The sequence below is a fragment of the Allomuricauda sp. R78024 genome, from assembly GCF_044596045.1.
Taxonomy (GTDB): Bacteria; Bacteroidota; Bacteroidia; order Flavobacteriales; family Flavobacteriaceae; genus Flagellimonas.
Map to the genome: position 1 here is coordinate 868,948 of NZ_CP138995.1, position 22,623 is coordinate 891,570.

The 22,623-nt window shown below is 36.9% G+C and carries 25 protein-coding genes; 11 read left to right on the forward strand and 14 right to left on the reverse strand.

What is annotated here, in order from left to right:
• Nucleotides 1-120: 120 nt before the first annotated feature.
• A complete protein-coding gene (locus SJY44_RS03865) occupies nt 121-633 on the reverse strand; it encodes a CvpA family protein (protein ID WP_298923864.1) in 513 nt (170 codons plus the stop codon).
• Between the two features lie 60 nt (nt 634-693).
• On the opposite strand from SJY44_RS03865, the gene SJY44_RS03870 reads away from it, so the two are divergent.
• From SJY44_RS03870 to SJY44_RS03880, 3 genes are all read left to right on the forward strand, one after another.
• A complete protein-coding gene (locus SJY44_RS03870; RefSeq protein ID WP_298923866.1) occupies nt 694-1,050 on the forward strand; it encodes a hypothetical protein in 357 nt (118 codons plus the stop codon).
• Between the two features lies 1 nt (nt 1,051).
• On the forward strand, nt 1,052-1,372 hold the full coding sequence (locus tag SJY44_RS03875; RefSeq protein ID WP_298923868.1) for an antibiotic biosynthesis monooxygenase: 321 nt from the start codon (nt 1,052-1,054) through the stop codon (nt 1,370-1,372).
• A 206-nt stretch (nt 1,373-1,578) separates the two neighbouring features.
• Nucleotides 1,579-3,246, forward strand: coding sequence for a glycerol-3-phosphate dehydrogenase/oxidase (locus SJY44_RS03880; RefSeq protein WP_299168363.1), 1,668 nt, complete (start codon nt 1,579-1,581; stop codon nt 3,244-3,246).
• A 2-nt stretch (nt 3,247-3,248) separates the two neighbouring features.
• On the opposite strand, the gene SJY44_RS03885 is transcribed toward SJY44_RS03880, so the two are convergent.
• The gene (locus SJY44_RS03885) at nt 3,249-4,568 is read right to left on the reverse strand and encodes a serine aminopeptidase domain-containing protein (protein ID WP_396591349.1); all 1,320 of its coding nucleotides are present in this window, start codon (nt 4,566-4,568) and stop codon (nt 3,249-3,251) included.
• Nucleotides 4,569-4,683: 115 nt separating this feature from the next.
• On the opposite strand from SJY44_RS03885, the gene SJY44_RS03890 reads away from it, so the two are divergent.
• Nucleotides 4,684-5,436 carry a LytTR family DNA-binding domain-containing protein gene (locus SJY44_RS03890; RefSeq protein WP_298923874.1) on the forward strand — a complete coding sequence of 251 codons (753 nt, stop codon included), beginning with the start codon at nt 4,684-4,686 and terminating at the stop codon, nt 5,434-5,436.
• A gap of 2 nt (nt 5,437-5,438) precedes the next feature.
• Here the strand turns inward: SJY44_RS03890 and SJY44_RS03895 are convergent, their stop codons facing one another.
• Nucleotides 5,439-6,440, reverse strand: a complete 1,002-nt coding sequence (locus tag SJY44_RS03895) for an NAD(P)H-dependent glycerol-3-phosphate dehydrogenase (protein WP_299168356.1) — start codon at nt 6,438-6,440, stop codon at nt 5,439-5,441.
• A gap of 124 nt (nt 6,441-6,564) precedes the next feature.
• On the opposite strand from SJY44_RS03895, the gene SJY44_RS03900 reads away from it, so the two are divergent.
• The 3 genes from SJY44_RS03900 (at nt 6,565) to SJY44_RS03910 (ending at nt 10,334) form a co-directional block, all read left to right on the forward strand.
• Nucleotides 6,565-7,488, forward strand: a complete 924-nt coding sequence (locus tag SJY44_RS03900) for a nicotinic acid mononucleotide adenyltransferase (protein WP_396591350.1) — start codon at nt 6,565-6,567, stop codon at nt 7,486-7,488.
• Nucleotides 7,489-7,702: 214 nt separating this feature from the next.
• Entirely contained in the window at nt 7,703-8,677 is a 975-nt protein-coding gene (locus tag SJY44_RS03905; RefSeq protein WP_299168351.1) for a phytanoyl-CoA dioxygenase family protein, read from the forward strand.
• A 79-nt stretch (nt 8,678-8,756) separates the two neighbouring features.
• Nucleotides 8,757-10,334, forward strand: coding sequence for a SulP family inorganic anion transporter (locus tag SJY44_RS03910; protein WP_396591351.1), 1,578 nt, complete (start codon nt 8,757-8,759; stop codon nt 10,332-10,334).
• A 34-nt stretch (nt 10,335-10,368) separates the two neighbouring features.
• Here SJY44_RS03910 and SJY44_RS03915 read toward each other — a convergent pair whose 3' ends face one another.
• Genes SJY44_RS03915 through SJY44_RS03930 form a run of 4 tightly spaced genes read right to left on the reverse strand, consistent with a single transcriptional unit; the run spans nt 10,369 to nt 13,368 of the window.
• Nucleotides 10,369-10,956, reverse strand: coding sequence for a DinB family protein (locus SJY44_RS03915; RefSeq protein WP_396591352.1), 588 nt, complete (start codon nt 10,954-10,956; stop codon nt 10,369-10,371).
• 9 nt (nt 10,957-10,965) lie between these two features.
• On the reverse strand, nt 10,966-11,328 hold the full coding sequence (locus tag SJY44_RS03920; protein ID WP_396591353.1) for a YciI family protein: 363 nt from the start codon (nt 11,326-11,328) through the stop codon (nt 10,966-10,968).
• 37 nt (nt 11,329-11,365) lie between these two features.
• Nucleotides 11,366-12,079 (reverse strand): membrane or secreted protein, encoded by a 714-nt coding sequence (locus SJY44_RS03925; RefSeq protein WP_396591354.1) that lies wholly within the window; start codon nt 12,077-12,079, stop codon nt 11,366-11,368.
• A gap of 11 nt (nt 12,080-12,090) precedes the next feature.
• Nucleotides 12,091-13,368: a hypothetical protein gene (locus tag SJY44_RS03930; protein WP_396591355.1), complete on the reverse strand. Its 1,278-nt coding sequence runs from the start codon at nt 13,366-13,368 to the stop codon at nt 12,091-12,093.
• A gap of 114 nt (nt 13,369-13,482) precedes the next feature.
• Between SJY44_RS03930 and SJY44_RS03935 the strand changes: the two genes are divergently transcribed.
• Nucleotides 13,483-14,625 carry a hypothetical protein gene (locus SJY44_RS03935; RefSeq protein ID WP_396591356.1) on the forward strand — a complete coding sequence of 381 codons (1,143 nt, stop codon included), beginning with the start codon at nt 13,483-13,485 and terminating at the stop codon, nt 14,623-14,625.
• Between the two features lie 7 nt (nt 14,626-14,632).
• On the opposite strand, the gene SJY44_RS03940 is transcribed toward SJY44_RS03935, so the two are convergent.
• The 4 genes from SJY44_RS03940 to SJY44_RS03955 all read right to left on the reverse strand — a co-directional run bounded on the left by SJY44_RS03940 (nt 14,633) and on the right by SJY44_RS03955 (nt 17,764).
• The gene (locus SJY44_RS03940) at nt 14,633-15,124 is read right to left on the reverse strand and encodes a hypothetical protein (RefSeq protein WP_396591357.1); all 492 of its coding nucleotides are present in this window, start codon (nt 15,122-15,124) and stop codon (nt 14,633-14,635) included.
• 84 nt (nt 15,125-15,208) lie between these two features.
• On the reverse strand, nt 15,209-15,688 hold the full coding sequence (locus SJY44_RS03945; protein WP_396591358.1) for a c-type cytochrome: 480 nt from the start codon (nt 15,686-15,688) through the stop codon (nt 15,209-15,211).
• Between the two features lie 115 nt (nt 15,689-15,803).
• Nucleotides 15,804-16,763 (reverse strand): YheT family hydrolase, encoded by a 960-nt coding sequence (locus SJY44_RS03950; RefSeq protein WP_396591359.1) that lies wholly within the window; start codon nt 16,761-16,763, stop codon nt 15,804-15,806.
• On the reverse strand, nt 16,763-17,764 hold the full coding sequence (locus tag SJY44_RS03955; protein WP_396591360.1) for a bestrophin family protein: 1,002 nt from the start codon (nt 17,762-17,764) through the stop codon (nt 16,763-16,765). The genes SJY44_RS03950 and SJY44_RS03955 overlap by 1 nt, the downstream gene beginning before the upstream one ends.
• Nucleotides 17,765-17,854: 90 nt before the next feature.
• On the opposite strand from SJY44_RS03955, the gene SJY44_RS03960 reads away from it, so the two are divergent.
• On the forward strand, nt 17,855-18,130 hold the full coding sequence (locus SJY44_RS03960) for a UBP-type zinc finger domain-containing protein (RefSeq protein ID WP_298923901.1): 276 nt from the start codon (nt 17,855-17,857) through the stop codon (nt 18,128-18,130).
• Nucleotides 18,131-18,133: 3 nt separating this feature from the next.
• Nucleotides 18,134-19,789 (forward strand): cyclic nucleotide-binding domain-containing thioredoxin-disulfide reductase, encoded by a 1,656-nt coding sequence (locus tag SJY44_RS03965; RefSeq protein ID WP_298923902.1) that lies wholly within the window; start codon nt 18,134-18,136, stop codon nt 19,787-19,789.
• A gap of 6 nt (nt 19,790-19,795) precedes the next feature.
• Here SJY44_RS03965 and SJY44_RS03970 read toward each other — a convergent pair whose 3' ends face one another.
• Nucleotides 19,796-20,773, reverse strand: coding sequence for an NAD(P)H-dependent flavin oxidoreductase (locus tag SJY44_RS03970; RefSeq protein ID WP_396591361.1), 978 nt, complete (start codon nt 20,771-20,773; stop codon nt 19,796-19,798).
• Between the two features lie 118 nt (nt 20,774-20,891).
• Here SJY44_RS03970 and SJY44_RS03975 point away from each other — a divergent pair, with 118 nt between their 5' ends.
• On the forward strand, nt 20,892-21,368 hold the full coding sequence (locus SJY44_RS03975) for an acyl-CoA thioesterase (protein WP_396591362.1): 477 nt from the start codon (nt 20,892-20,894) through the stop codon (nt 21,366-21,368).
• On the opposite strand, the gene SJY44_RS03980 is transcribed toward SJY44_RS03975, so the two are convergent.
• Both SJY44_RS03980 and SJY44_RS03985 read right to left on the reverse strand, forming a co-directional pair.
• Nucleotides 21,352-22,245, reverse strand: a complete 894-nt coding sequence (locus SJY44_RS03980) for a DMT family transporter (protein ID WP_396591363.1) — start codon at nt 22,243-22,245, stop codon at nt 21,352-21,354. The genes SJY44_RS03975 and SJY44_RS03980 overlap by 17 nt on opposite strands.
• On the reverse strand, nt 22,245-22,595 hold the full coding sequence (locus SJY44_RS03985) for an arsenate reductase family protein (RefSeq protein WP_396591364.1): 351 nt from the start codon (nt 22,593-22,595) through the stop codon (nt 22,245-22,247). The genes SJY44_RS03980 and SJY44_RS03985 overlap by 1 nt, the downstream gene beginning before the upstream one ends.
• Between the last annotated feature and the right edge of the window lie 28 nt (nt 22,596-22,623).

Here is a 22,623-nt window from a genome sequence, read left to right on the forward strand (position 1 = left end):
TACCAGAATATGAGGGTTTTAGGCATATTCAACATTTCCATTTATCGGAAAAAAGATACCTTTTATATGATGAAGCTATATTAGGAAGTAAACATTGTTATCGTGAAAAGAGTGTAAGAATCAATTTTCAGTTTCATTTGATTCCATTTCTTTATCCTGTAATACAAAAGAGAAAACAAAAGCACCAATTTCTTTTACAGGTTCGTAAAAGATAGATTCCTTTTTTGTGTCTTCATTTACAAAGTTTAAAGAAGAAGTAAGTCGTTCAAAGAAGACCAGCAGTGCACCAATGATTATGGCAACTTTTAAGGCTCCAAAAACACCTCCAGCAATTTTGTTCAAAAGGCCAAGCATGGCAAAGTCAGCTATCTTGGTCAAGAACTTCCCTGCAAAATGAACCAGTAGGACAATTGCAAAAAAGGTAATTAGAAATGCCGTAATTTTTAAGTATCGTTCATTCCAATTCATGTTTTCCGCAAGGTAGTCCCCAGCGATGTAAGAAAAATGTATGGCTCCATAAATGCCAGCGATTAAAGCTACTAGAGATGCTATTTCAACAAAAAGTCCATTTTTAAGGCCTTTGTAAAGACCCCAAACCAAAAGTATCCCTATAACAATATCCAAAAAGCTCATAAATGGTTTTTAACAAATATAGGATATTGATTTGTACCTTTGAAGTTCCTAAAAGAGCAGATGTCAAGAGACGAAAAACTTAAAGAAAGATGGGAGTTGCTGGTGGAAAAATTGTCCAATCAATTTGCGGATGGAGACCCTTTGGAAATTGATGGTATGATTTATTTGGTAGGGGTCCAGGAACTGGGAAATTTTCACAGAAGCTTTAAAAAAGATGAAAAAGTCAATTTAATGCATATTGCTATTTGTAGGTTATTAGAACCATATGGTTACTATGATTTTGATTTTTTTGACGATGATGGTTGGCCACATTATAAGATTAAGGAAGAGTTGCCACCATTAAAGGCTGGAGAACAATCGGTTTTAATGAAAGAAGCTTTGGTAAATTACTTTATTGAAAAACAATACATAAATTAAAATGGAACTTCAAAAACCATATTACGCAGTAATTTTTACTAGTACTAGAACAGAGGGTGATAATGGATATGGACAGATGGCGGTTGAAATGGAAAAGCTGGCAAGGCAGCAACCTGGTTTTTTGGATGTTGAAAGCGCAAGGGACGGGCTTGGAATTACGGTTAGTTACTGGGAAAGCTTGGAAGCCATTGCCAATTGGAAAGCAAATATGGACCATAGTGTTGCGCAGAGAAAAGGAATTAAGGAGTGGTACTCCTGGTACAAGGTTAGAATTTGTTTGGTAGAACGCGAGTATGATTTTGATCGTAAAAACAAAAAGTAGCACAGTGTAGCATGCATTTTTGCATCTTTGTACAACATTAAAAACAACATGTTACTAAGGTTTTTGGTACAGGCTCAAGCTTGATTTTTTAGAACAGGAAAATGAGTATGCCAAGCAGATTTAATGTAAACTTAATTATGTCATTGATGTAAACGTTTACATTTTTATGTAATTTTGATGTTTGCCCTTAATTAATTGCTAAACATATGAAAGAGAATATTCAATTTTCAAACTTAGACAGGAAAGACACTATTCAAAAAGTTTCAGAAGAAACGTTTGATTTGGTTGTTATTGGGGGTGGAATCACCGGAGGAGGAATTGCTTTGGATGCAGCCTCTAGGGGAATGAAGGTCGTATTGTTAGAAAAGGGAGATTTTGCTTCAGGCACAAGTAGCAAATCAACCAAATTAATTCATGGAGGTCTTAGATATCTAAAACAGTTTGATTTTTGGTTAGTTAAAGAAGTAGGTTCAGAAAGAGCTATAGTGCATAAGTTAGCACCGCATCTAGTACTTCCAGAAAAAATGTTGTTACCGTTAATTGAAGGCGGTTCTTATGGCAAATGGTTGACTTCCATCGGGCTAAAAGTATATGATATTCTTGCCCAGGTTACGGGAGATGATAAAAGACAGATGTTGGAGAAAAAAGAAGCGTTGAAACTTGAACCTCTTTTGCCTAAAAAAATATTGAATGGAGCTGGATATTATGCAGAATACAGAACTGATGATGCTAGATTAACCATTGAAAATATAAAAACCAGTTTGCAATATGGAGCCGAGGCATTAAACTATGCCAAGGTCATAGATTTTATTTATGAAGAAGAAAAAGTTGCTGGGGTCAAAGTAAAAGACGAGGCTTCTGGGGATGAGTTCAGCATAAAATCAAAATATGTAATTAGTGCTGCTGGCCCTTGGGTTGATGAATTGCGCAGCATGAACAATTCTAAAAAAGGAAAACGCCTTCACTTGACCAAAGGAGTGCATTTAGTATTCCCAAGAGAAAAACTTCCAGTTAAACAATCTGTATATTTTGATGTTCCTGATGGGCGAATGATGTTTGCCATACCAAGAGGAAAAATTACCTATGTTGGAACTACGGACACCAATTTCAATCTAGATAAGGATAATATTAAGACCGACTTGGCAGATGCGATTTATTTAATTTCAGCGGTCAATAATATGTTCCCGAATATTAATTTGGAGATGGATGATATCATTTCTTCATGGGCTGGGCTGCGACCATTGATTCATGAAGAAGGAAAATCAGCATCAGAGCTTTCTAGAAAAGATGAAATCTTTACTTCAGATACAGGGTTGTTCAGTATAGCTGGGGGCAAGTTGACAGGATATCGTAAAATGGCGGAACGTGTTGTCAACAGAATTGCCAAGGAAATGGAGGAAAAATACGAAACTAATATTCCGGAATGTACCACTGATAAAATTCCACTTTGTGGTAGCGAGTTCAAAAAGTACAAGCACGTTAAAAAGTATATTGAAGAAGTTTTTGACCGTATTAAAGAAGACGGTTTTACGGAGTATGATGCGTGGTATTTGGTTACCAATTATGGTAAGCAAACGGATACTATTTTAGATAACTATGCAGCGCTTAGAAACAAAGATGTTTATGTTAGAATGATTCGTGCCGAAGTGCAATTTGCAATAGCTCATGAAATGGTTTTGAACCCGTTGGACTTCTTCATTAGGAGAACGGGGAGGTTATATTTTGATATTGACAGTATCCGAAACTATATGGAGCCCATCCAAGAAGAATTTAAAAAGGCATTTGGTTACACCACCGATCAACTTCAATCTTTTAAAGAGAAAATGGAGGAAGAACTGGAATCGCACTCCAATTTTTCATTGGAGCGCGTTTAATATTATAACCCCACCATTTCTTGTGCCCAACCAATGATTATGTTGATGGTGCCCTCATCCCATTTACCTTCTTTACCTTCAAAAGAGTTTTTTGGGTTTTCGTGTATGGTATTCCAATGGTCCAAACCTGGATACTCATGTAACAAATGATCTTGATGTCCATTTCTTTCCAAGACTTCAATAATCATTTTGTTGTCAAAAGAAGACATGATCCAATCATGAGTTCCCCTTAAAATCCTAACGGGGACTTTTACCTTCTCCCATTGTCCCGCTAAATCAATGTCTTGTAACTGTTGATAATATTGAACAGGCCTCCCATACATGTGGGCGGCGGAGTGGTAGTTATATTCTGCAAGTGCCGGATATTCGTTGACCACTTCTTGATACGTTTTCTTTTGAATCAACATTCCATAATAAAGAGGAATATAGTATTTGTTCATTTTTTCAACGATTTGAGATTCTGTATTGCCATTAAATTGAAGGATACGTCGTTCAATTTCCAACATATGCTCATACCATGTTTTAAAGAATGTGCCATCTGAGATTACTCCTGCCAATTCAAATTCATTGGCGAGCAATGGCGCCAAAGCACTTCCCATACTGGAACCATAAACAACAATTTTTGATGTATCCACATAAGGTTTAGCTTTCAAACTTTTAATGGCGGCTCTATAACCTTCCAAGTCGGTAATAAAGTCGGACTGGCCGCAATCTCCTTCGCTATCTCCAACACCGGGCTTCTCTATCCGCATAACCACCATACCTGATTTTTCAACTAGATCTTTAATGGTTTGTACCCAATTTCCTTTTCTACCGGGATATGTTTCAATACTAGAACAGCTTAATCCACCAATTAAAACTATTGCAGGCTGTTTGCCATTCTTTCTAGGCTTTGTAATAATTGTTCGTTGCGTAATTCCGTAGGTACTTGTTATCTCCTCATAAAAGGTGTCTAATCCACCATGTTTTTCTTTTTCAACAGGATTAAACTGAACCATAGCTATTACTGTATCTGCATTTCTTAACGCCTTTACCTTTGTAGGTTTATCAGCTCTAAGGCCATAAGAAACATCACTCCACACCTCCTCATCTTTTATTAAAACATCACCTACTTCTATAATAATATCATTAGGTAAAAAACCTGCTTTTGCAAGAGGACTGTTGCTATTGACCTCAACAATCTTAGCGCCAGGAAGACCGGCTTTTGGACTACTAATCTTTGCTTCCCAAGAACTTCTTCTACTAAGTGATTGGGATTTTAAACTTGGTATTGAAATAAGAACTATAAGACTAAAGAGCAACAATCTGTTTTTAAATTTCATCAACTTGGATTTAAGTTTTCTTTAAAATTAGATTGCCTATTTTTAGCTTAGGGACAATTTATACATATGCACCTGTTTTTTATGTCAACAATGGCCATACAATGATTTAATATTCATGCAATCCACAAATAGCTTTTACCTCTTTAATTCAAGAATAGCAACTCATGTTGTTTTTTGGGTTTTGTATTATCTTTTATTTGGATTAATATGGGTTGGGGAGAAAGGTTACCTGGCTTCCTTTTATTTAGAGTTTGTCTTGCTACCAATTCGGATTCTAGCGGTCTACATCACTATTTATTTTTTACTGCCCCGTTTTTTACTCAAAAGAAAATTTAAAGAATTTTTGATTGGATACGGAGTGACAATGTTGCTGGGAGGAATAATGCAACGGGTTTTCATTCACTTGTTTTACGAAGAACTGTTGTTGAATGATTCAAGTACTGGTCTGTTTAATATTATGATGTTGGTAAGGGCAATCATTTTGATCAATACAACGGCCCTGTTGGTACTTGGAATCAAGTTGTTTCAACTTTGGTCTATTGAGCATGATAAAAACAGAGGTCTAGAAAGTGAAATCTTAGAAATAAGATCTAACCGCAAAACACATCGAGTTCCCTTAAAGAACATTCTTTTTGTAGAAGGTTTAGGGAACTATGTTACTTATCATCTGGAAGATAAATCAAAAATTACAAGCTATGGTAGTATAAAAGGTACGCTCCAGCAGTTACCAGATAACTTTAGACGTGTGCACAAATCCTATATAGTGAACAAAGAGTATATAAAATCCTATGACGCCATGAGCATTGATATTCAAGACAACTCTATTCCCAGGGGAAAAAGCATTTCAGATGAGGTACTGTTAAATTGAAGCTAATCCAATTTTTCTGTCAATTTCCTGAAAACCTTTTTCGGATTTTTCTCTTGATATAGAATCTGATATACCGCATTTATGATTGGTGCTTTAGACTTCTTTTCACGCTTTTCATTCAATAAATAAGCACTTTTGGTCGCGTAATAACCTTCGGCAACCATATTCATTTCCATCATGGCACTTTTTACGGTATAGCCCTTGCCCACCATATTCCCAAACATACGGTTACGGCTAAAAGTGGAGTAGCCGGTTACCAGTAAATCTCCCAAATAAGCAGAATTATTTATGTTACGCTTCATCTTATACACTCCATCTATAAAGCTTTTCATTTCGCGAATGGCATTGCTCATCAATACACTTTGAAAATTATCACCATATCCCAAACCATGTGCAATACCTGCGGCAATGGCATAGATGTTTTTTAGCATGGCGGCGTATTCGGTGCCAATAATATCATCTGAAATTTTTGTTCTTATATAGTGACTTTTCAATTCTTCGGCCACCAATTCTGCCTTGGACGCATCGGCACAAGCAATGGTAAGGTAAGATAGGCGTTCCAAAGCTACTTCTTCGGCATGGCAAGGTCCCGTAATGACTCCAATATTTTTAAATGGAATTTGATATTGCTCATGAAAATGTTCGCCTACAATCAATCCGCTCTCAGGAACAATTCCCTTAATGGCAGAGAAAATTATTTTGTTGGTTAGCGGGATAGTCAATTTTTTAAGCTCACTTTCCAAAAATGCAGAAGGAATAGCAAAAATGAGAACATCGGAAGACTCAACAATAGTATTAATGGCATTGCTTAGTTGAAGCTTTGAAACGTCAAACTGAACAGAACTGAGATAGTTTGGATTGTTGCCCTCGTTTTTTAAGTGCTCAATGGCAGATTCACTACGCATGTACCAAGCAACGTTGTCCAAGTTTTCAGAAAGCATCTTTACAATTGCTGTTCCCCAACTGCCACCACCCAATACACCAAATCTAAGTTTGTTACCCATTAATAAAATTTAGAAGGCAAATCTAAACAATCTAATATTTAGAATATTAAACATTGATTATCAGCATTATATGGTTTTTGGCATGGTGCTTGGTTTATAAGTGTTGAACCATAAAACCAAAATTATGAAGATTGGAAAACTACTATTCGGAATTTTATTTATAGCACTTTTAGCCAGCTCTTGTTACACAGAAGTTGTATTTGAGGATGACTTCATTGAAGAATCACCTTTTAATACTGCTTTGATATTGGAGTCGTTCGATTTATGGTATGCAGATATTAATGCAACTCGAGGTAATGGAGAGGTGCCTTTTTTACAGCGTGCGTTTACCATTTCTTTTGAACGTGGAATTCTGTATGCCAACAACAACATTGTAGGAATAGGTAAAACAGGAAATGGATTAGGTATTGATGTTGGATCTTATGGAACATTAAATGGGGTTGTAGAAGTAGATCATGATATAGATGGTCTTTGGTTGCTAGATGTTTATGCGGTGAACAATAATACATTGGAACTTTATGATTCCCGTTCTGACACCTCCTATATTTTAAAGGGATATCAACAATCTAATTTTGATTATGACTTGGTCTTCTATGACAATATCAATTATTTTTTACAAGAGTACGAGGCTTGGGAAAAGACTTTTACCAGCGAAATAGGTGCAATAAATGAGTTTGATGATGAAAACTATCTTCAGTTTTTATCAGGAAATAATGGAGCATTTTTTAGATCTTCCGTAGATGGTATAGGAACACCCATTGTTAATTTGGTGTGGGATTATGAAGGGGATTATGAAGTGTTTGATGTAGCCAATGATGCCACACTTAAAACTTTAACACTGGATTATGACTTCTTGGGCAATGATTATTTTGAGCTATACGTTATTGATGATAGTACTATTGAATTGTATCATGTATCCAGTGGAACAGTATACGAATTTACGGGAAGAGGGTACAAACAATATTTGAAGTCGAGCAGTAACACTGGTAAAAAACGTTTAAAAGTTAAAAATTCCATAATGAACGTTACTCGACAAAGAAAAATGTAAGGAACAATAGTAGTGTTCGACTACGTATACAAGTTTTTTGGTTGGTTATTTAGTTAAGAATCGCCTCAAGCATCCAGCTTGGGGCGGTTCTTTTTTTAGTTGGATAGTATACAGAACACTTAATCGAATTAATACCAAGTTCCATCTACTTTTAGCTCTTTATAAGGTCTTTTCAGAGCGGTTTATCTCATAGATATTTTGTAATTTACTGGTTATGAACACCAAAGAGCAAAAATTGGAAATGGCCAATAAGGCACATGAAGAGATTCCAGGCAATCCGTCCACAGCAACCAGTAGCAGTCAAAAATTAAATGATAGATCCAATGGAAAGAAGCTCAGAGTGCTTTCAGAAGAGGATTGGGAGTTTTGGAGACATAACGGATACATCGTCATTAAAAATGCGGTTCCAATAGAACAGGCCAAAGCAACTGCAGATTTTTTATGGGAGTTTGATGAAAAAGACCCAAATGATTCTGGTACTTGGTACGTTCCACCAAGAGCAGAAATGAAAATGAAGGAACTGACAGGAACAGGAATGGTAGAAGTCTACAATCACCAACATTTATGGAGCAACAGACAGATGCCAAAAGTATATGACGCTTTTGTAGATGTTTGGGGGACAGAGAAATTATGGGTAACCATAGATAGGGCAAATTTGAATTTTCCATTGCAACCAGGTGTGGAGAAAAAAGGATTTATTCACTGGGATTATGATCCAGAGACCAAACCTCAAAATGTTCAAGGTGTGCTAGCTTTGGCAGACCAAACGGATGAAAACATGGGAGGTTTTCAATGTATACCATGGCTCTATCGCAACTATGATACTTGGAAGCTGACCCAACCCGAAGATAGAGATCGTTTTCAACCCAATTTGGATGGTTTGGAAGATAAAATTGTAAAGGTTAAAATGGAAGCAGGGGATTTACTGATTTTTAACAGCACCGAGCCTCATGGCATTAGACCCAATAAATCTGGCAACAAAGTTCGTATTGCGCAATATATATCGATGATGCCAGCTGAGGAAGACAATGAGGAGCTAAGACAATGGCGAATTAATTCATGGAAACACAAAATCGCCCCAGAAGGATATGCATTTCCAGGGGATCCAAGGAATTGGGAAAGAGACAAATACGAAACTGCAAAATTAAGCTCCCTTGGAGAGAAACTATTGGGACTAAAGAACTGGTAAGATTATCAAATCCTTAAAAATAGGCTCGCTTATGGCCTACTAGGGGAATAGTGGTACTTTTGCCCGCTTAAATCATAAGATGAAAAAATATCTTAACCTTTTCGATTTTTCCCAGAAAGTAAATTATAGAACTGAAATTTTATCGGGTTTAACCGTAGCATTGGCATTGGTTCCAGAGGCTATAGCCTTTGCGTTGATTCCAGGTTTTTCACCATTGACTGGACTATATGCTGCCTTTGTATTGACATTGGTTACTTCAATTTTAGGAGGTCGTCCAGGAATGATTTCAGGCGCTACAGGTGCGGTAGCCGTTATTTTTGTTGGATTGATCTTAGAACTAAAACGAACTTTTCCGGGTATTGAACCCACAACGATATTAAACTATGTTTTTGCAACGGTCATCATTGCAGGAGTAATTCAAATTTTGGCAGGTGTGCTTCGCCTAGGAAAGTTTATCCGTCTTGTTCCACATCCTGTAATGTTCGGATTTGTAAACGGACTGGCAATCATCATTTTCATGGCACAGTTCCCCAATTTTTATCAAAAAGGAACTGAAGAACTGTTGTCTGGGGCTTCTTTGTACACCATGTTGGGATTAACTCTTTTGACCATGCTCATTATTTGGGGCTTTCCAAAATTGACAAAAGCTATTCCTTCATCTCTTTTGGCCATTGTGGTGGTTTCAGCACTAGTTATTGGTTTTGGTATTGATACCCTTACTGTTGCTGATACCATGAAAGAAGGAACAAGTATTAAAGGTGGTTTTCCTCCCATATCCATCCCTAAAATTCCTTTTACTTTGGACACCTTTTTAATTATTGTTCCCTATGCAGGAATTGTAGCTGGAGTAGGGCTGATTGAAAGTCTGTTGACACTTAACATCATTGATGAAATAACCGAAACACGTGGTAGCGGAAATAAAGAATGTGTGGCCCAAGGGACTGCAAACATTTTATCAGGATTCTTATCAGGGATGGGTGGTTGTGCAATGATTGGGCAGAGTTTAATTAATACATCATCAGGAGCAAGAGCAAGACTCTCGGGCATTACAGCAGCAGTTATGTTGTTGGTGTTCATCATGTTTGGCAGTAGCTTAATTGAGCAATTACCAATGGCTGCATTGGTAGGCTTGATGTTTATGGTTGCAATAGGAACTTTTGAATGGGCCAGTTTTAAAACGTTTAGAAAAATGCCGAATTCTGATGTGATTGTAATGGTTTTTGTAACCCTGATTACCGCCATTACCCATAACCTAGCCGTTGCTGTTTTATTGGGTGTTATAATCTCTGCACTTGCGTATTCATGGGAAAATGCCAAACGGATACGCGCAAGAAAACATATTGATGAAAACGGCGTAAAACACTATGAAATTTATGGCCCTCTTTTCTTTGGATCCACTACTTTGTTTGCTGAAAAGTTTGATATTCAAGATGATCCAAGTGAGGTCATTATTGATTTTAAAGAAAGTCGTGTCGCCGATATGTCTGGTATTGAAGCCTTGAACAAGATTACCGAGCGATATGCTAAAGCGGGTAAAAAAGTGCATTTAAGGCATTTAAGCAAAGACTGTATCCTCCTACTGAAAAACGCTCAAGATATTATTGAAGTTAACGTTCTTGAAGATCCAACATACAAAGTTGTCGCGGATAAAATTTAATCTTAAAAGAAGACGGGTAGTATATTGTATAAGTTTACTCTCTAAGCTTACCGTTAAAAACGCTTACTTTGGGATTGATAGGATTGCCAGAAGCCCTTCGCATCATTGTGATTTGACCAGCATGATAGATACAATCCGATAACATCCCGTTGATCATGTTCCAATACGGAAATGGAGTCTGTTTTTCTCCACGCTGAAAAATAACTTTAAAACTTTCAAAATCAGCTGCGTTTTTACCAGCCATGGCTTGGCTCGCCGCCTGAAGGTTTTTTAAAGTTCCTCCACGTAAATCCTCATAAGTAAGTGCAGAAAGGTCCATAGGTCTAACATTGGGTTTGGACTCTGGGGCATTCATGATCATTTCAGACATACCATAAATATGCTGGAGTGTTTCAAAAATTGTTCTGCCCTCCTCAGAAGTTTTATAGTCCAAGTCTTTTTTCTCCAATCCCTCAGTTGCCCAATAATAACGAAAACCAAGACCATCAATCATTCTGGCGACCACATTTCCGGGGCCATAATCTTCAGGATACTCAGGAATTTCGTGATAAGGAAGTTCTTTTTGTTGTGCTTGCATATGTAACGACAAGATAAGAATAGGAAGTAATAAATATTTTTTCATAAACTAAAATTATTCAATGCACCCCTTATAAAAAGTATTAAAAGGGTAAACTACTACGTTAAAAAGTTTTTTTTGAAGAGCGATGTCTTGATGCAATATTTTTTTAGCAGCCTCCAAACTATCTGCTTTCAAAATTAGCATTCCAGTATCGCTATACCTGGAACCTAATATGATTTTCTTTTCTTTTCTCAGTTTTGATAAAAACTCGGAATGTTCTTTAAAATAAGTTTGTTCGCCTGGTTGCTTCTCTGTGTCCCAACTTTCACCCACATTATAAAGGGCAATAAAATGAGCCTCAACATGTTCGTCTTCTTGTGAAAACATAAGAAAAGGAATGCATGTAACAATTAGGAATATCAATAAGGATTTCATTTTCATCATTGTCTTAGAAGAAAAGTAAAGATAACTATTATTGATTTCGTAGACTCCAAATTTCGTACAGAGGGTCACCCTTACTACTAAACCCCGAATGATGCCAATCCCCATCTTTCACTTCAAAATCAAATTGAAGACTTGCCCCAACACGGGCGTTATCCCGTGAGAAAAATTCAATGTTCTCTGTATACTTGCCATCAATGGTAGTATAGGTACCACCACCTGTTGCCATAAATTGTTTGGTTTCGGTATTATAAGCTATCCACTGAAATTTGGTTCCCGAAAGGATTTTCATGGTTTTTCGTGGTTGATCCACATTACGGGTTTGAAATTCTCCATTACGTTTACGACCTGACATTAGCCAAGCTCCTGCCAAACCACCAGGGCTATTGTCATCAATTCGAGTCCAAACTGTATCCATCCCTTTTATTTTCAATATCTGTTCAGAAAGTTCAATCTCAAAAGAGACCTGGGAACCAACACGGCTCGGAGTTTCAGAATCGAATTCCACAGTTTCGGTAACGGTATTGCCATTTATAGACCAAGCACCTCCGTTGGTACTTATAAAAGCTCCGGAATCCATATTAAACCATGTGGATACTTGGTGTCCTTCAGAAAAGATAACTACGTTTTTAAGCTGTTGGCCATCCGCGGTAGACTTTGTATTTTCCCAGGCACCCAGTAAGGTTTGTGCTTTTACGGATAAACAAAGAATGCAAGTCAATATTGTCAAAATATATTTTTTCATCTGTTTTGTTTTTAATTGAAGTCTTCTGAATAGACTTTTTCTCCTTCCAAATTGTTTAAGCGCACAAAATCGACAGCGCCTTTTCCTGTAAATGTAAATATCAGCCCCATAATTTTGCCTCTTTCTCCTTTAAAATCTGTATCCAAAGCAAGTTCATCATTTAAATAGTACTTGAGGCGTTGGTTAGAACTGACCAACCGTATAGTTTGCCATTCGGACATATTTGTACCTAAGGCAGAAAAATCGTTTTCCATTCCTGATAATATTGTATCACCCACCTTTACATTTAAGTTACTAACACAACCCTTATCCGTTATGCCCAACCAAGAAGCATCCTTTTCATCTATGATTTTCACTTCCATATATGGGCAAACAATCCCCTGTATATCATCAAACCTGACTTTTGTCTCTAAAACAAAGCTATCTGACCTTAAACCAGAGAACTCTCTGATATTAAAATATGATACAATGAGATTTTTATTGGGGTCTATATGGGATTGCTTAAAGGCTTCGTTTTTTACCCTCATACTTCCTTCATCAACTAATTTTGATTGATTGGGATAAAAGGGAATGTTGTCCAATCTATTGGATTTAGCAGTGGCAAACCAACCATCTGTTTGAATATTGACCCGAATTTTTCTTATAATCGTATCATTAGCAATAAGATGAGCCCAATGAAAACCGGGATAATAATAGATCTCGGAAAAATTCTTTTTGGCAGGGTCAATTGCTTTTTTATGGGTTGGATTCCAAGAACGTTGGATGAAGAAACTATCAGCTTCTACTCCCTGTAGGTCGTAGGAAAAAATGACAGAATTGGGGACATTATGGGTCACTGTTTTATTGGCGGAAAACTTTACACTATCTGGGATTTGTATCGGCTTATTATCGGTGGAAATAATTTGAAACGCTATAATTGTTACAACCAACCCAAAAGCTAAAAAAAGCAAAAGTTTTATAGCCAGGGATGAGGTTTTTTTAGGGGTTTTATTCCTTGGTCCAAAAACTTTGTTTTGTTCTTGTAGAAAAGAGTTCCAATCATCATAGTCAATTAGCGAAGCCAGTGCATTTAGGGTACTTGGGTGTGGCATTTGATTAAACTCATTCTTCCATAGCCGTTTCATTGTAGAAAGGCTGATTCTTGTGCCAGAACGTTCCTCCATCAACTCCATTAAATATTCCAAATCCCGCTGTCGGAGTCTTTTTCCAGAGGAGAATTGCTCTGGAAAAAACCGCTGCTCAATTTTTTTGATGCAATCTGAAATTGAATTTCTCTCTATAGCTTGCATAAAGAGGTTTTTGAAATGGACGAAAAATAAGCCATAAATAAACGGTTTTTGATTGCGTAACTAATGTAAAGAAGGCTCAATATTGTATAAAAATAAACCTTTCAATTTTTAGCTATGACATGTCTGAATTCCATTCAAATTAAAATTTACTTGACTATAGCCTTACTAATCTCTGGTAAATTCCTGTTTGCCCAAAGTATTCCGTTGACTCCTCAAAATTGGCAAGTTGTGGATAATGAAAATAACCAAGAATTAGATTTACAAGTGACCGAATACAAAGGCAAGTCGGCAATTCATTTGGGAAGGCATGAAATTGTGAGGCTAAAGACCAATACATATGAAAACTTTGTACTTGAAATGGATATTGCCGGAAAAGCAATGCCAGGTATTGGTTTTAGAGCTAAAGATTTATGGGATTACGAATTTTTGTACTTCCGTGTTTTTTCAGGAGGTAAAGATGATGCGATTCAGTATATCCCAGTCTTTCATGGATCACATCCTTGGCAATTGTACAATGAGCCTACTTATGAAACATCTGCAGAATTTAAATCACAACAGTGGTTCCATATTAAAGTTGAAGTGTTTGGAGAAAACATGCGTGTTTTTGTTGGAGAAAAAGAACAACCCAATATGCAAGTTGAACTACTACAGAAAGAGTGTGATAGTGGCGATATTTTTTTGAAGACCAGTTTTGCGGAAGCTTATTTCAGCAATCTAAAAATACAGCCGCTTGAAAAACCTTTTACAATCGAGCAGCCGAGAACTGAATTTGGATATATTACTGAATGGGAAATTTCAGAACAACTTCAAGGCAACATCCGTTCTCAAAGACAATATTTTAAATGGATTGAAAATGCTGAAAAAAACCATAAATGGCAAAGTATTGAAGCTGATAAAACTGGGATTATAAACATGGCTCAATACTATGAGCATCCAAAAGAATCAGCTTTTGCGAAAACAACTATTCATTCTGATGTTCCCAAAACAGTGACCCTTGCATATGATTATACCCAGGTATTGCTTATTTCCCTAAATAATAAGATTATTTTCTACGGTCGCGAGTTAGATATGGATAATTTTATGAGGGTAACAGATAGAGAACAAACTATAGAGCTATCATTGAATAAAGGAGAAAACAAACTGGTTTTTTGGATTCGCTCTGATGACGAATGGCAAAATGAGGTAGGTAACCCTCCATATTTGGGCCGAAAACAAGCAATGAATTGGGGATTTATGGCAAGACTGTTACAGGAATAGTAATATATTAAATTAGATTAAAAGAAAGCTCTAACATTCCTTCTTCCTCCAAGGCATTCCATTTTGATATCAGTTCCTCAAAACTGTTATTGATTTTCTCCAAACGCTCTTGGGTTAGGATTTCGGGAAATGCCAGACCATCTTCCTTTAACATCCCTTTTAATTGATCAATAAAATCAGAACCTATGTTTTTTTGAAAATGATCAATCAACAATAAATTTGCAATATGCTCAGTTTGCAATGACTCCACAGGCAGGTTTTTGGAAATCAATGCCTGCGGGCGTTGTTCCACGGGTAGTGAAAAATCTTGGATATTATATCCCTTTGCAAGTAATCCGTAAAACGCATTGGTAAAGCCCAACTCAGTTTCTATCGCAAAATGTGCAAGGTCATGTAACTCAAAATCCACTTGTAATTTGTCCCAGGTTCTGGTTCCATCTGACCTAATACAAGTAAGTGTGCTTTGCTTATCCCTATATTTTTTAAATTGAATAATCATGATTTGATAAAATTATAGGCATAAAAAAGTGCTGTCATTACCAATTAAAAGGAATAACAGCACTTTTCTATGTTATCTCTGTAGTTAAAGTGTGCGCAGATACTCAGCAAGATCCCTTGCTTCAGCCTCGGTAAGGTTTTGATTGAGCATAATTGCATTGTTGTATTCCTTTAACAGTGCTTTTGCAATAGGGTCTTCTCGTAACATCTCATCAGGATTCAATATCATATTCATGACCCATTCTGGACTTCTACGTTCATAAACTCCCTCCATTGCCGGACCTATCATACGCTGGTCTACCATATGGCATGCCACGCATATGGCGTTGAATTTAGCCTCGCCACGAGCAGCCATTTCTGTATCTATATCATCTGGAAACTCAAGATTTTTAATCGGCCCCACTCCTTTGTTGTCCAAATCTACGGGCACACTTTCATTAGCTTGTGCTTTTTTGTCCTCAGATTTGGTACGGCTTACTTCAAAACCATCCTTTTTTTCTTCTTTTTTTCCGCCGCAGCTTGCTATAAAGGCACCTAATGCCAATAAAAGGAGTATTTTTTTCATCTTATTAATTTCAGTTGTAATTTGTTGTATTTGCAGCTACTAAGATAGTTAATTAGGGTATAACATTTTTCTCATTTTTGTTAATCCCTGCCTTGGATTAAGTATGGATCCAATTTTAGTTTGGTGTAAAAAACTCCAAAGCCCTTTTTTCAGTATATGTGATATTGTTTTTACCCCAAAACCCAACATGGCCACCGTATTTAGGAACTTCTAGGGAGAGGTTCGGATTTTTTTCTGCTTCTGAATAAGGATAGCATTCAGCGCCTAAAAAAGAATCATCTTTAGCATTGATAATTAAACTTGGAACCGTAATATTTGATAAAGCTTGAAGCGAACTACATTTTCTGTAGTAATCCATAGCATCTTTAAAACCATGTGCTCTACTGGTGTAAATGTCATCAAAATCCATAAGTGTTTTAACGGCCTTTATATCAGAATCTGGAATAAGTTCAGGAAACAAATATTGCTTCTGTTTAAGTTTGGATAAAAGGTGTTTTTTAAATCGTTTGGCATACAATATATTCTTCGGAGTCAACAATTGTTCACAGGACTTATACAAATTACAGGGGACAGAAACGGCAACGGCGGCTTTAATTTCCTTTGGAACAAGGTTTCCTTCTCCTAAATATTTGAGCAGTAAATTTCCGCCCAAACTGAAACCTTTTAGATAGATTTCTGAATAATTTCTGGTTCTTATAATATGATTTAAAACTTCATTTAGATCTTCGGTTGCGCCAGAGTGATAAGACTTGTATAATATATTGGGCTCACCACTACACCCGCGATAGTTGATTGCACAAGCATCAAATCCATTTTTATTAAAGAGTTTAGCGCTGCCGGTAATATAAGGTCGTTGCGCATCTCCCTCTAGACCATGAAGTAAAATAACTAGTTTTTGGGCAGGCACCTGTGAAAAACTCCAGTCCAGATCTAAAAAATCCCCATCTGAGAGTTTGATTCTTTCTCTCTTTTGAACAACCCCAGACACTTTTCTAATTAACCCAGCATAAATGGTAGCAAAATGTCCATTTCTAAAAAAGAAAGGAGGTTTGTAAGAGGAAGAAATTAGAGGCATTAGTATAAGATATTGTGCTGTGGTTTTATTTTTTCAGGTAAGCTTTGCTCATCAAGCATATCCCTTAAATCAATTTCTATGGTCCTGCACAAAGCCGTCATGGGGACATCGTTAATACGACCCTCAAATGGGTCTTCACTATTGCTTCCAACCTTATCCATGGTAATAAACATCCATGAGATTAAAACTGAAAAGAAAATCATTAAGACGATATACCACCAGTTATGGCCAACTTGCAATTCTAACAATTGGGTTTCAAAAACATTAAGAAGTCCAAAAGGAAGTAGTAAGATAAAAATCCAAGTGAATAAAGTGCTGAAATGCGCATATTGTCTTGGGAAAGGTGTGTTTTTTATACGTTCACATTTTCCTTGAAGATTGTACATCTCCTCTAAATTACTATGAAAGACTTGCTTATCAAATTCTGTTATTTTTCCTTCTTGCAATAATTTTTTCAAGTGCAAACCTTGTTTTTTTATGAGATGGGTTGCAACATTCTTTCTGTTTTCTAAACCGTCTACCTCTTCGGGTGACAAAAACATGTCCATTCCATTGCAAACAGGATTCCGCTCGCCATGCCTATCAAATAAGCGTTCAACCGCCCTGTTTTCCTTAATAGAAAAACTTGTTGGTTGCCTCAATTGAATTCGCAGTGCATTAATCCATGCGATATGTCTATAAATCAATGCGATTTGCGCATTTCTATCATCTTCAACAAAACTCAATACATTATTGCCCCATGTCCGTGAATAATTAACAATGCCTCCCCATATTTTTCGTCCTTCCCAAAAACGATCATAGCTTTGGCTGTTTTTAAAACCAATATAAAAAGCAACTGCAATACCGATAACCGACAGCGGTTGAAAAGGAATATCTATATGTTTCCAATCTAGGGAATGGTATAGAAAAAAAATAATCCCGGCATAGAGGGTAAAAAAGATGAGGTTTTTCCAGGCATATCTTAAAATGATACCCCAACTAATATTTCTTTTAATGTACATGGTAGTTGATTAAGTACTAAAAATACTTAAATCTTTCATATTTGTCTTTAGCTTAAAATTTGAAAGTAAAGTTTGTCGTATTTTTAAGATATGGGGCTACGTGTAAAAAAATGCGAACATCTATTGGCTATTTCTAAAGTAAAAAAAGCCACTGAATACAAATGTGAAGAATGTGTAAAAACAGGTGATACATGGGTGCATTTGCGCACCTGCCAAGAATGCGGAACAACTTTGTGTTGTGACAGCTCACCAAACAAACATGCAAGCAAACATGCCAGTTCTCATAACCACCCTGTAATCAGCTCTGCCGAACCCAACGAAAATTGGATGTGGTGTTACGTTCATGAATCAATCGCTAAATATTAAAAAATGAAAGATCCCCGTTTTCCAGAACTTACCCAAAGACAAATAACGATTCTAAAGGCCTATGGAGAAGTCGAGAATCACCCATCAGAGACAAAGATATTCACCCTTGGAGATTTACAGTATGATTTTTTTGTGGTTTTAGATGGTCAGGTTTCTATTGAAGACCCTTATAATGATAACGCGGTTATCGTAACACATCAAAAGAATGAATTTACTGGGGATAGTGGGATGCTTTCTAACCGTGGAGCACAATTTCATGCTATTACCAAAGAAGACACGAGTGTACTTCGGATTGCTCCAAAAAAGCTGAAAGAAGCTATAGCAAGACATAGTGATATTAGCGATGTATTGTTAAATGCATTTTTGCTTCGCCAAGAAACCGTGCTTACCGAGTTTACCGGTGGAATAAAGCTTGTAGGTTCCGGAAACTCAAAAGAAACGTATGCTATCAGAGATTTTATGGATAAAAATCATATCTGGTATAACTTTTTGGATGTTGATGTATCAGAATCTGCCCTTGAACTTTTAGAGAACTTTAATCTTTCTAAAGAAGATTTACCTTTTCTGATTAATAGCGAGGCTAAGGTGTGTCCAAATCCCTCACTGGAACAATTGGCGCGTTACTCGGGAGTCTTGATGGATTTTGAGGATAAGGTTTTTGACCTTTTGGTAATAGGTGCTGGACCGGCAGGGTTGGCAGGAAGTGTTTATGCCGCTTCAGAAGGGTTAAGTGTGGTCACAATTGATAGTAAAGCGCCAGGTGGGCAAGCAGGTAAGAGCTCAAAAATTGAAAATTATTTGGGGTTTCCTACAGGGATTTCTGGGAATGATTTGGCCAATAGGGCCTATGTACAGGCTCAGAAATTTGGATGCAATATTTCCATTCCTCATAAAGCAGAAAAGATAGAGCATACAGGTAGTCATTTTATTCTTCATGCAACCAATGATAAAACCATAAAGACCAAAGCCATTATGGCGGCAACGGGAGCAAATTACCGCAGTTTGCCAATTGATAATATTGAAAAATATGAAGGCAGCGGCGTATATTATTCTGCGACTGGAATGAACGCGTCAGCCTGTAAAAATGAATTGGTTGGGGTAGTTGGAGGAGGAAATTCTGCTGGTCAGGCCGCACTGTTTTTAGCAAACCATGCCAGGGAAGTACATGTAGTATTACGAGGGGATAATCTAGGTGCAAAAATGAGTGATTATTTGGTGCAACGAATCGAGGCTGCAGAAAATATATTTGTACATCTAGATACCCAGGTAACCGAGTTAACAGGTCAATATCATCTAGAGTCTTTGGTATTGGAAAATAAAGCAGGTGAAAAAACATCAAAGAACATTACTAACCTTTTCACTTTTATTGGTGCCAGACCTTGTACAGAATGGTTACAAGGATTGGTTGCCACTGATGAAAAAGGATTTATATGCACGGGTCCTGGAATAAAACAGGAAGAATTACACAAGTGTTCTATTTATACTGGCAGAGAACCTCAATCTTTGGAAACCAGTATTCCTGGATTTTTCGCTGTGGGCGATGTAAGAAAAGGTTCTGTAAAACGCGTTGCATCCGCAGTAGGCGAAGGGTCAATGTGCGTGAGCCAAGTTCATCAATTTTTGGCAGATTTAAAGAATACAACAGCTATAGAAGCTTAGTTTTTACTATTCCTTAGGATACGTTTCCAATAGTTTTGCTTGCTCCTCAATAGCTTCTTTAAATTCTGATTTTAAAGTTTCTACAAGTTCAGAAACAGGCATTACATTTTCAATGGTGGTTACCCCTTGGCCGGCAGACCAAATGGTTTTCCAAGCTTTAGCTTCGGTATCCAATTCTTTGCCAAAATCAATTTTACGGTCCTTTTTAAGATCCTCTTGTGTAATTCCTGCGGCTTGAAGACTTGGCGCTAAAAAGTTGGCATGCACCCCAGAAATAGCAGCAGTATAAACAACATCGCTTGCTCCTGCATCAATAATCATTTTTCGGTAATCATCTGGAGCTTTGCTTTCTTCCGAGTTTATAAAACGCGTTCCCATATAAGCTAAATCGGCACCCATTTGCATGGCGGAAGCTATATCCCTTCCAGTGCTTATACAACCCGATAATAGTATGATTTTCTTGAAGATTTTTTTTACTTCGGCAATTAAACTCATGGGATTGATGCTTCCAGCATGTCCTCCTGCTCCCGCAGCAACAAGAATAAGTCCATCAACACCAGCTTCTGAAGCCTTTTCAGCATGTCTTTTTTTAATGATATCATGAAAAACCAAACCACCATAACTATGAATCGCATCTACAACTTGGCTTACAGCTCCCAATGAAGTAATGACCAGCGGAACTTGATGTTTTACACAAAGCATGACATCAGCTTGTAATCTGGGGTTTGTAGGATGCACAATAAGATTGACTCCAAATGGAGCTGGCTTTTTACCAGTTTCTTCCTCAAACTGTTGTAACTCAGATTTTATTTGGATGAGCCATTCTTCAAAACCTTCACTAGTACGTTGATTAAGAGCGGGAAAAGTACCCACAATTCCATTTTTACAGCATTCTATAACTAGCTTGGGGCCAGAAATAAGAAACATTGGAGCCGCAACGGCAGGTAACGAAAGGTCTTTGATGAATTCAGCTTTTTGGCTCATGGGTTTTGTGTTAAAGTATCTTTAAAAATAAGATTATTTATAGTCTCTGATTGGAATCAGTTTTCAAAACTATGGTAATTTTACAATTATTATGCATGCATAACAAAAATAACTGACTATGTTTTTTAAAGAATTTGAAATACGCTGGAGCGACCTAGACGCGAATAGGCACTTGGCCAACTCGGCATACATCAATTTTATGAGCCATACTAGAATGGCATATCTTGGACAACTTGGATTTAATCAAAAATCCATGGCGCAACATAGTATTGGTCCAGTAGTGTTTTTTGAACACATGTACTACTTTAAGGAAGTCTTTCCAGGAAAACCGGTAAAAGTTTCACTTGGTTTTAAGGGGATGAGTGAGGATGGAATGTTCTTTGAATTTCAACATGATTTTTACGATGCCAATGGGAAAAACTTTGCCAGTTGTGAAATGATGGGTGCATGGATGGATTTAAAAGAACGTAGTTTGACAGCTTTACCTCAAGTTTTTTTGGATGCTTTTAATAAAATGGATAAAGCGGATGATTTTAAGACGTTAACCAAAGCAGATACCCGCAAGTTTTTCAAGGTTCCTAAGGATTTGGTTTAGGTTTTTTACTAGCTAGATAAACGCCTAATAGAACTAGAACTGTTGCCATTATTTTAACCAGGGTAAGTTGGTCCTTGCCCGAAAACAGCGCAAATAAAATTCCAAATAAGGGCTGGACATAGACAAAAGCCCCTACTGTTGAAGCTTTTAATTCTGTAAGTGCAAATACATTAAAAAGGTAGGTCATAAATGTGGTGCCAATAATCACAAAGGCAATTGAACCATAAGCCCAAAGGGGAATGGTAGACCATTCTATTTCCAAGAATTCTGGCAGAGTTATTGGGAAATTAATGATTACAGCGATAGTGAATAACCACTTCATCAAAGTAAATGGATGGTATTTTTCAATTAATTTTTTAATAACAATTAAGTAGGCTCCATAGGACGTTGCATTTATAATAAAAAGAAAGTTCCCAAAGGGAATATTAGGCGCATCTTGTCTTATCTCTGTCCCAAAAAGGATTAAAGCAATAGCTCCAATAAAACCTAAAAGTATACCGAGACCCTTGTTCAAGGTAATTTTTTCACTCAGAAAAAAAGCGGATAAGATTACGACAATAATAGGAGTAATGGTTACTAAAACTGCGCTATTTATAGGTGTTGAAAGTTGTAGACCTTTGAAAAAAGCCAACATGTTGATGACCATTCCAAGAATAGCACAGACTAAAATTCGCCCCCAATCCTTTTTCTCAATTTTCTCTTTTGGCCCAAAAAAGGAGATACACCAGAACAAGATGGCCGCACCAACAACTCGTAGCATTATGAACCCAAAAGGCCCCACATAATTAGGCATAACCCCCTTGGCTATCGTATGATTAATGCCATAAATTGTTGTAGCGCCTATGGCCGCTATAATAGCTAGCGTTCTTTTACTCATTAATGTAATGCTTCTTTAGCAGCATGTACTACTTTTTTTGAATTCCCAATAAAGATTTGTCCGTCAACAATAACCACAGGTCTTTTTAGGAAAGTATAATGCTCTAGAATCAGGCTTTTATAATCATCTTCATTGAGTTGCTTTTCATGCAATCCTTTTTGACGATACAACATGGCTCTTTTACTAAATAAAGACTCATAACTCCCAGACATGTTCTTCATTTCTTCAAGTTGTTCGGCAGTCATGGGTTCCGTTTTTATTTCCTGCAATGAGACACCATCCAGAGGTTCTAATTCTTTTATAATACGTTGACAGGTAGAACAACTACACAAATGATATATTTTTTTCATACTAAAAAGTCTAAGGGCTTAAAGAATT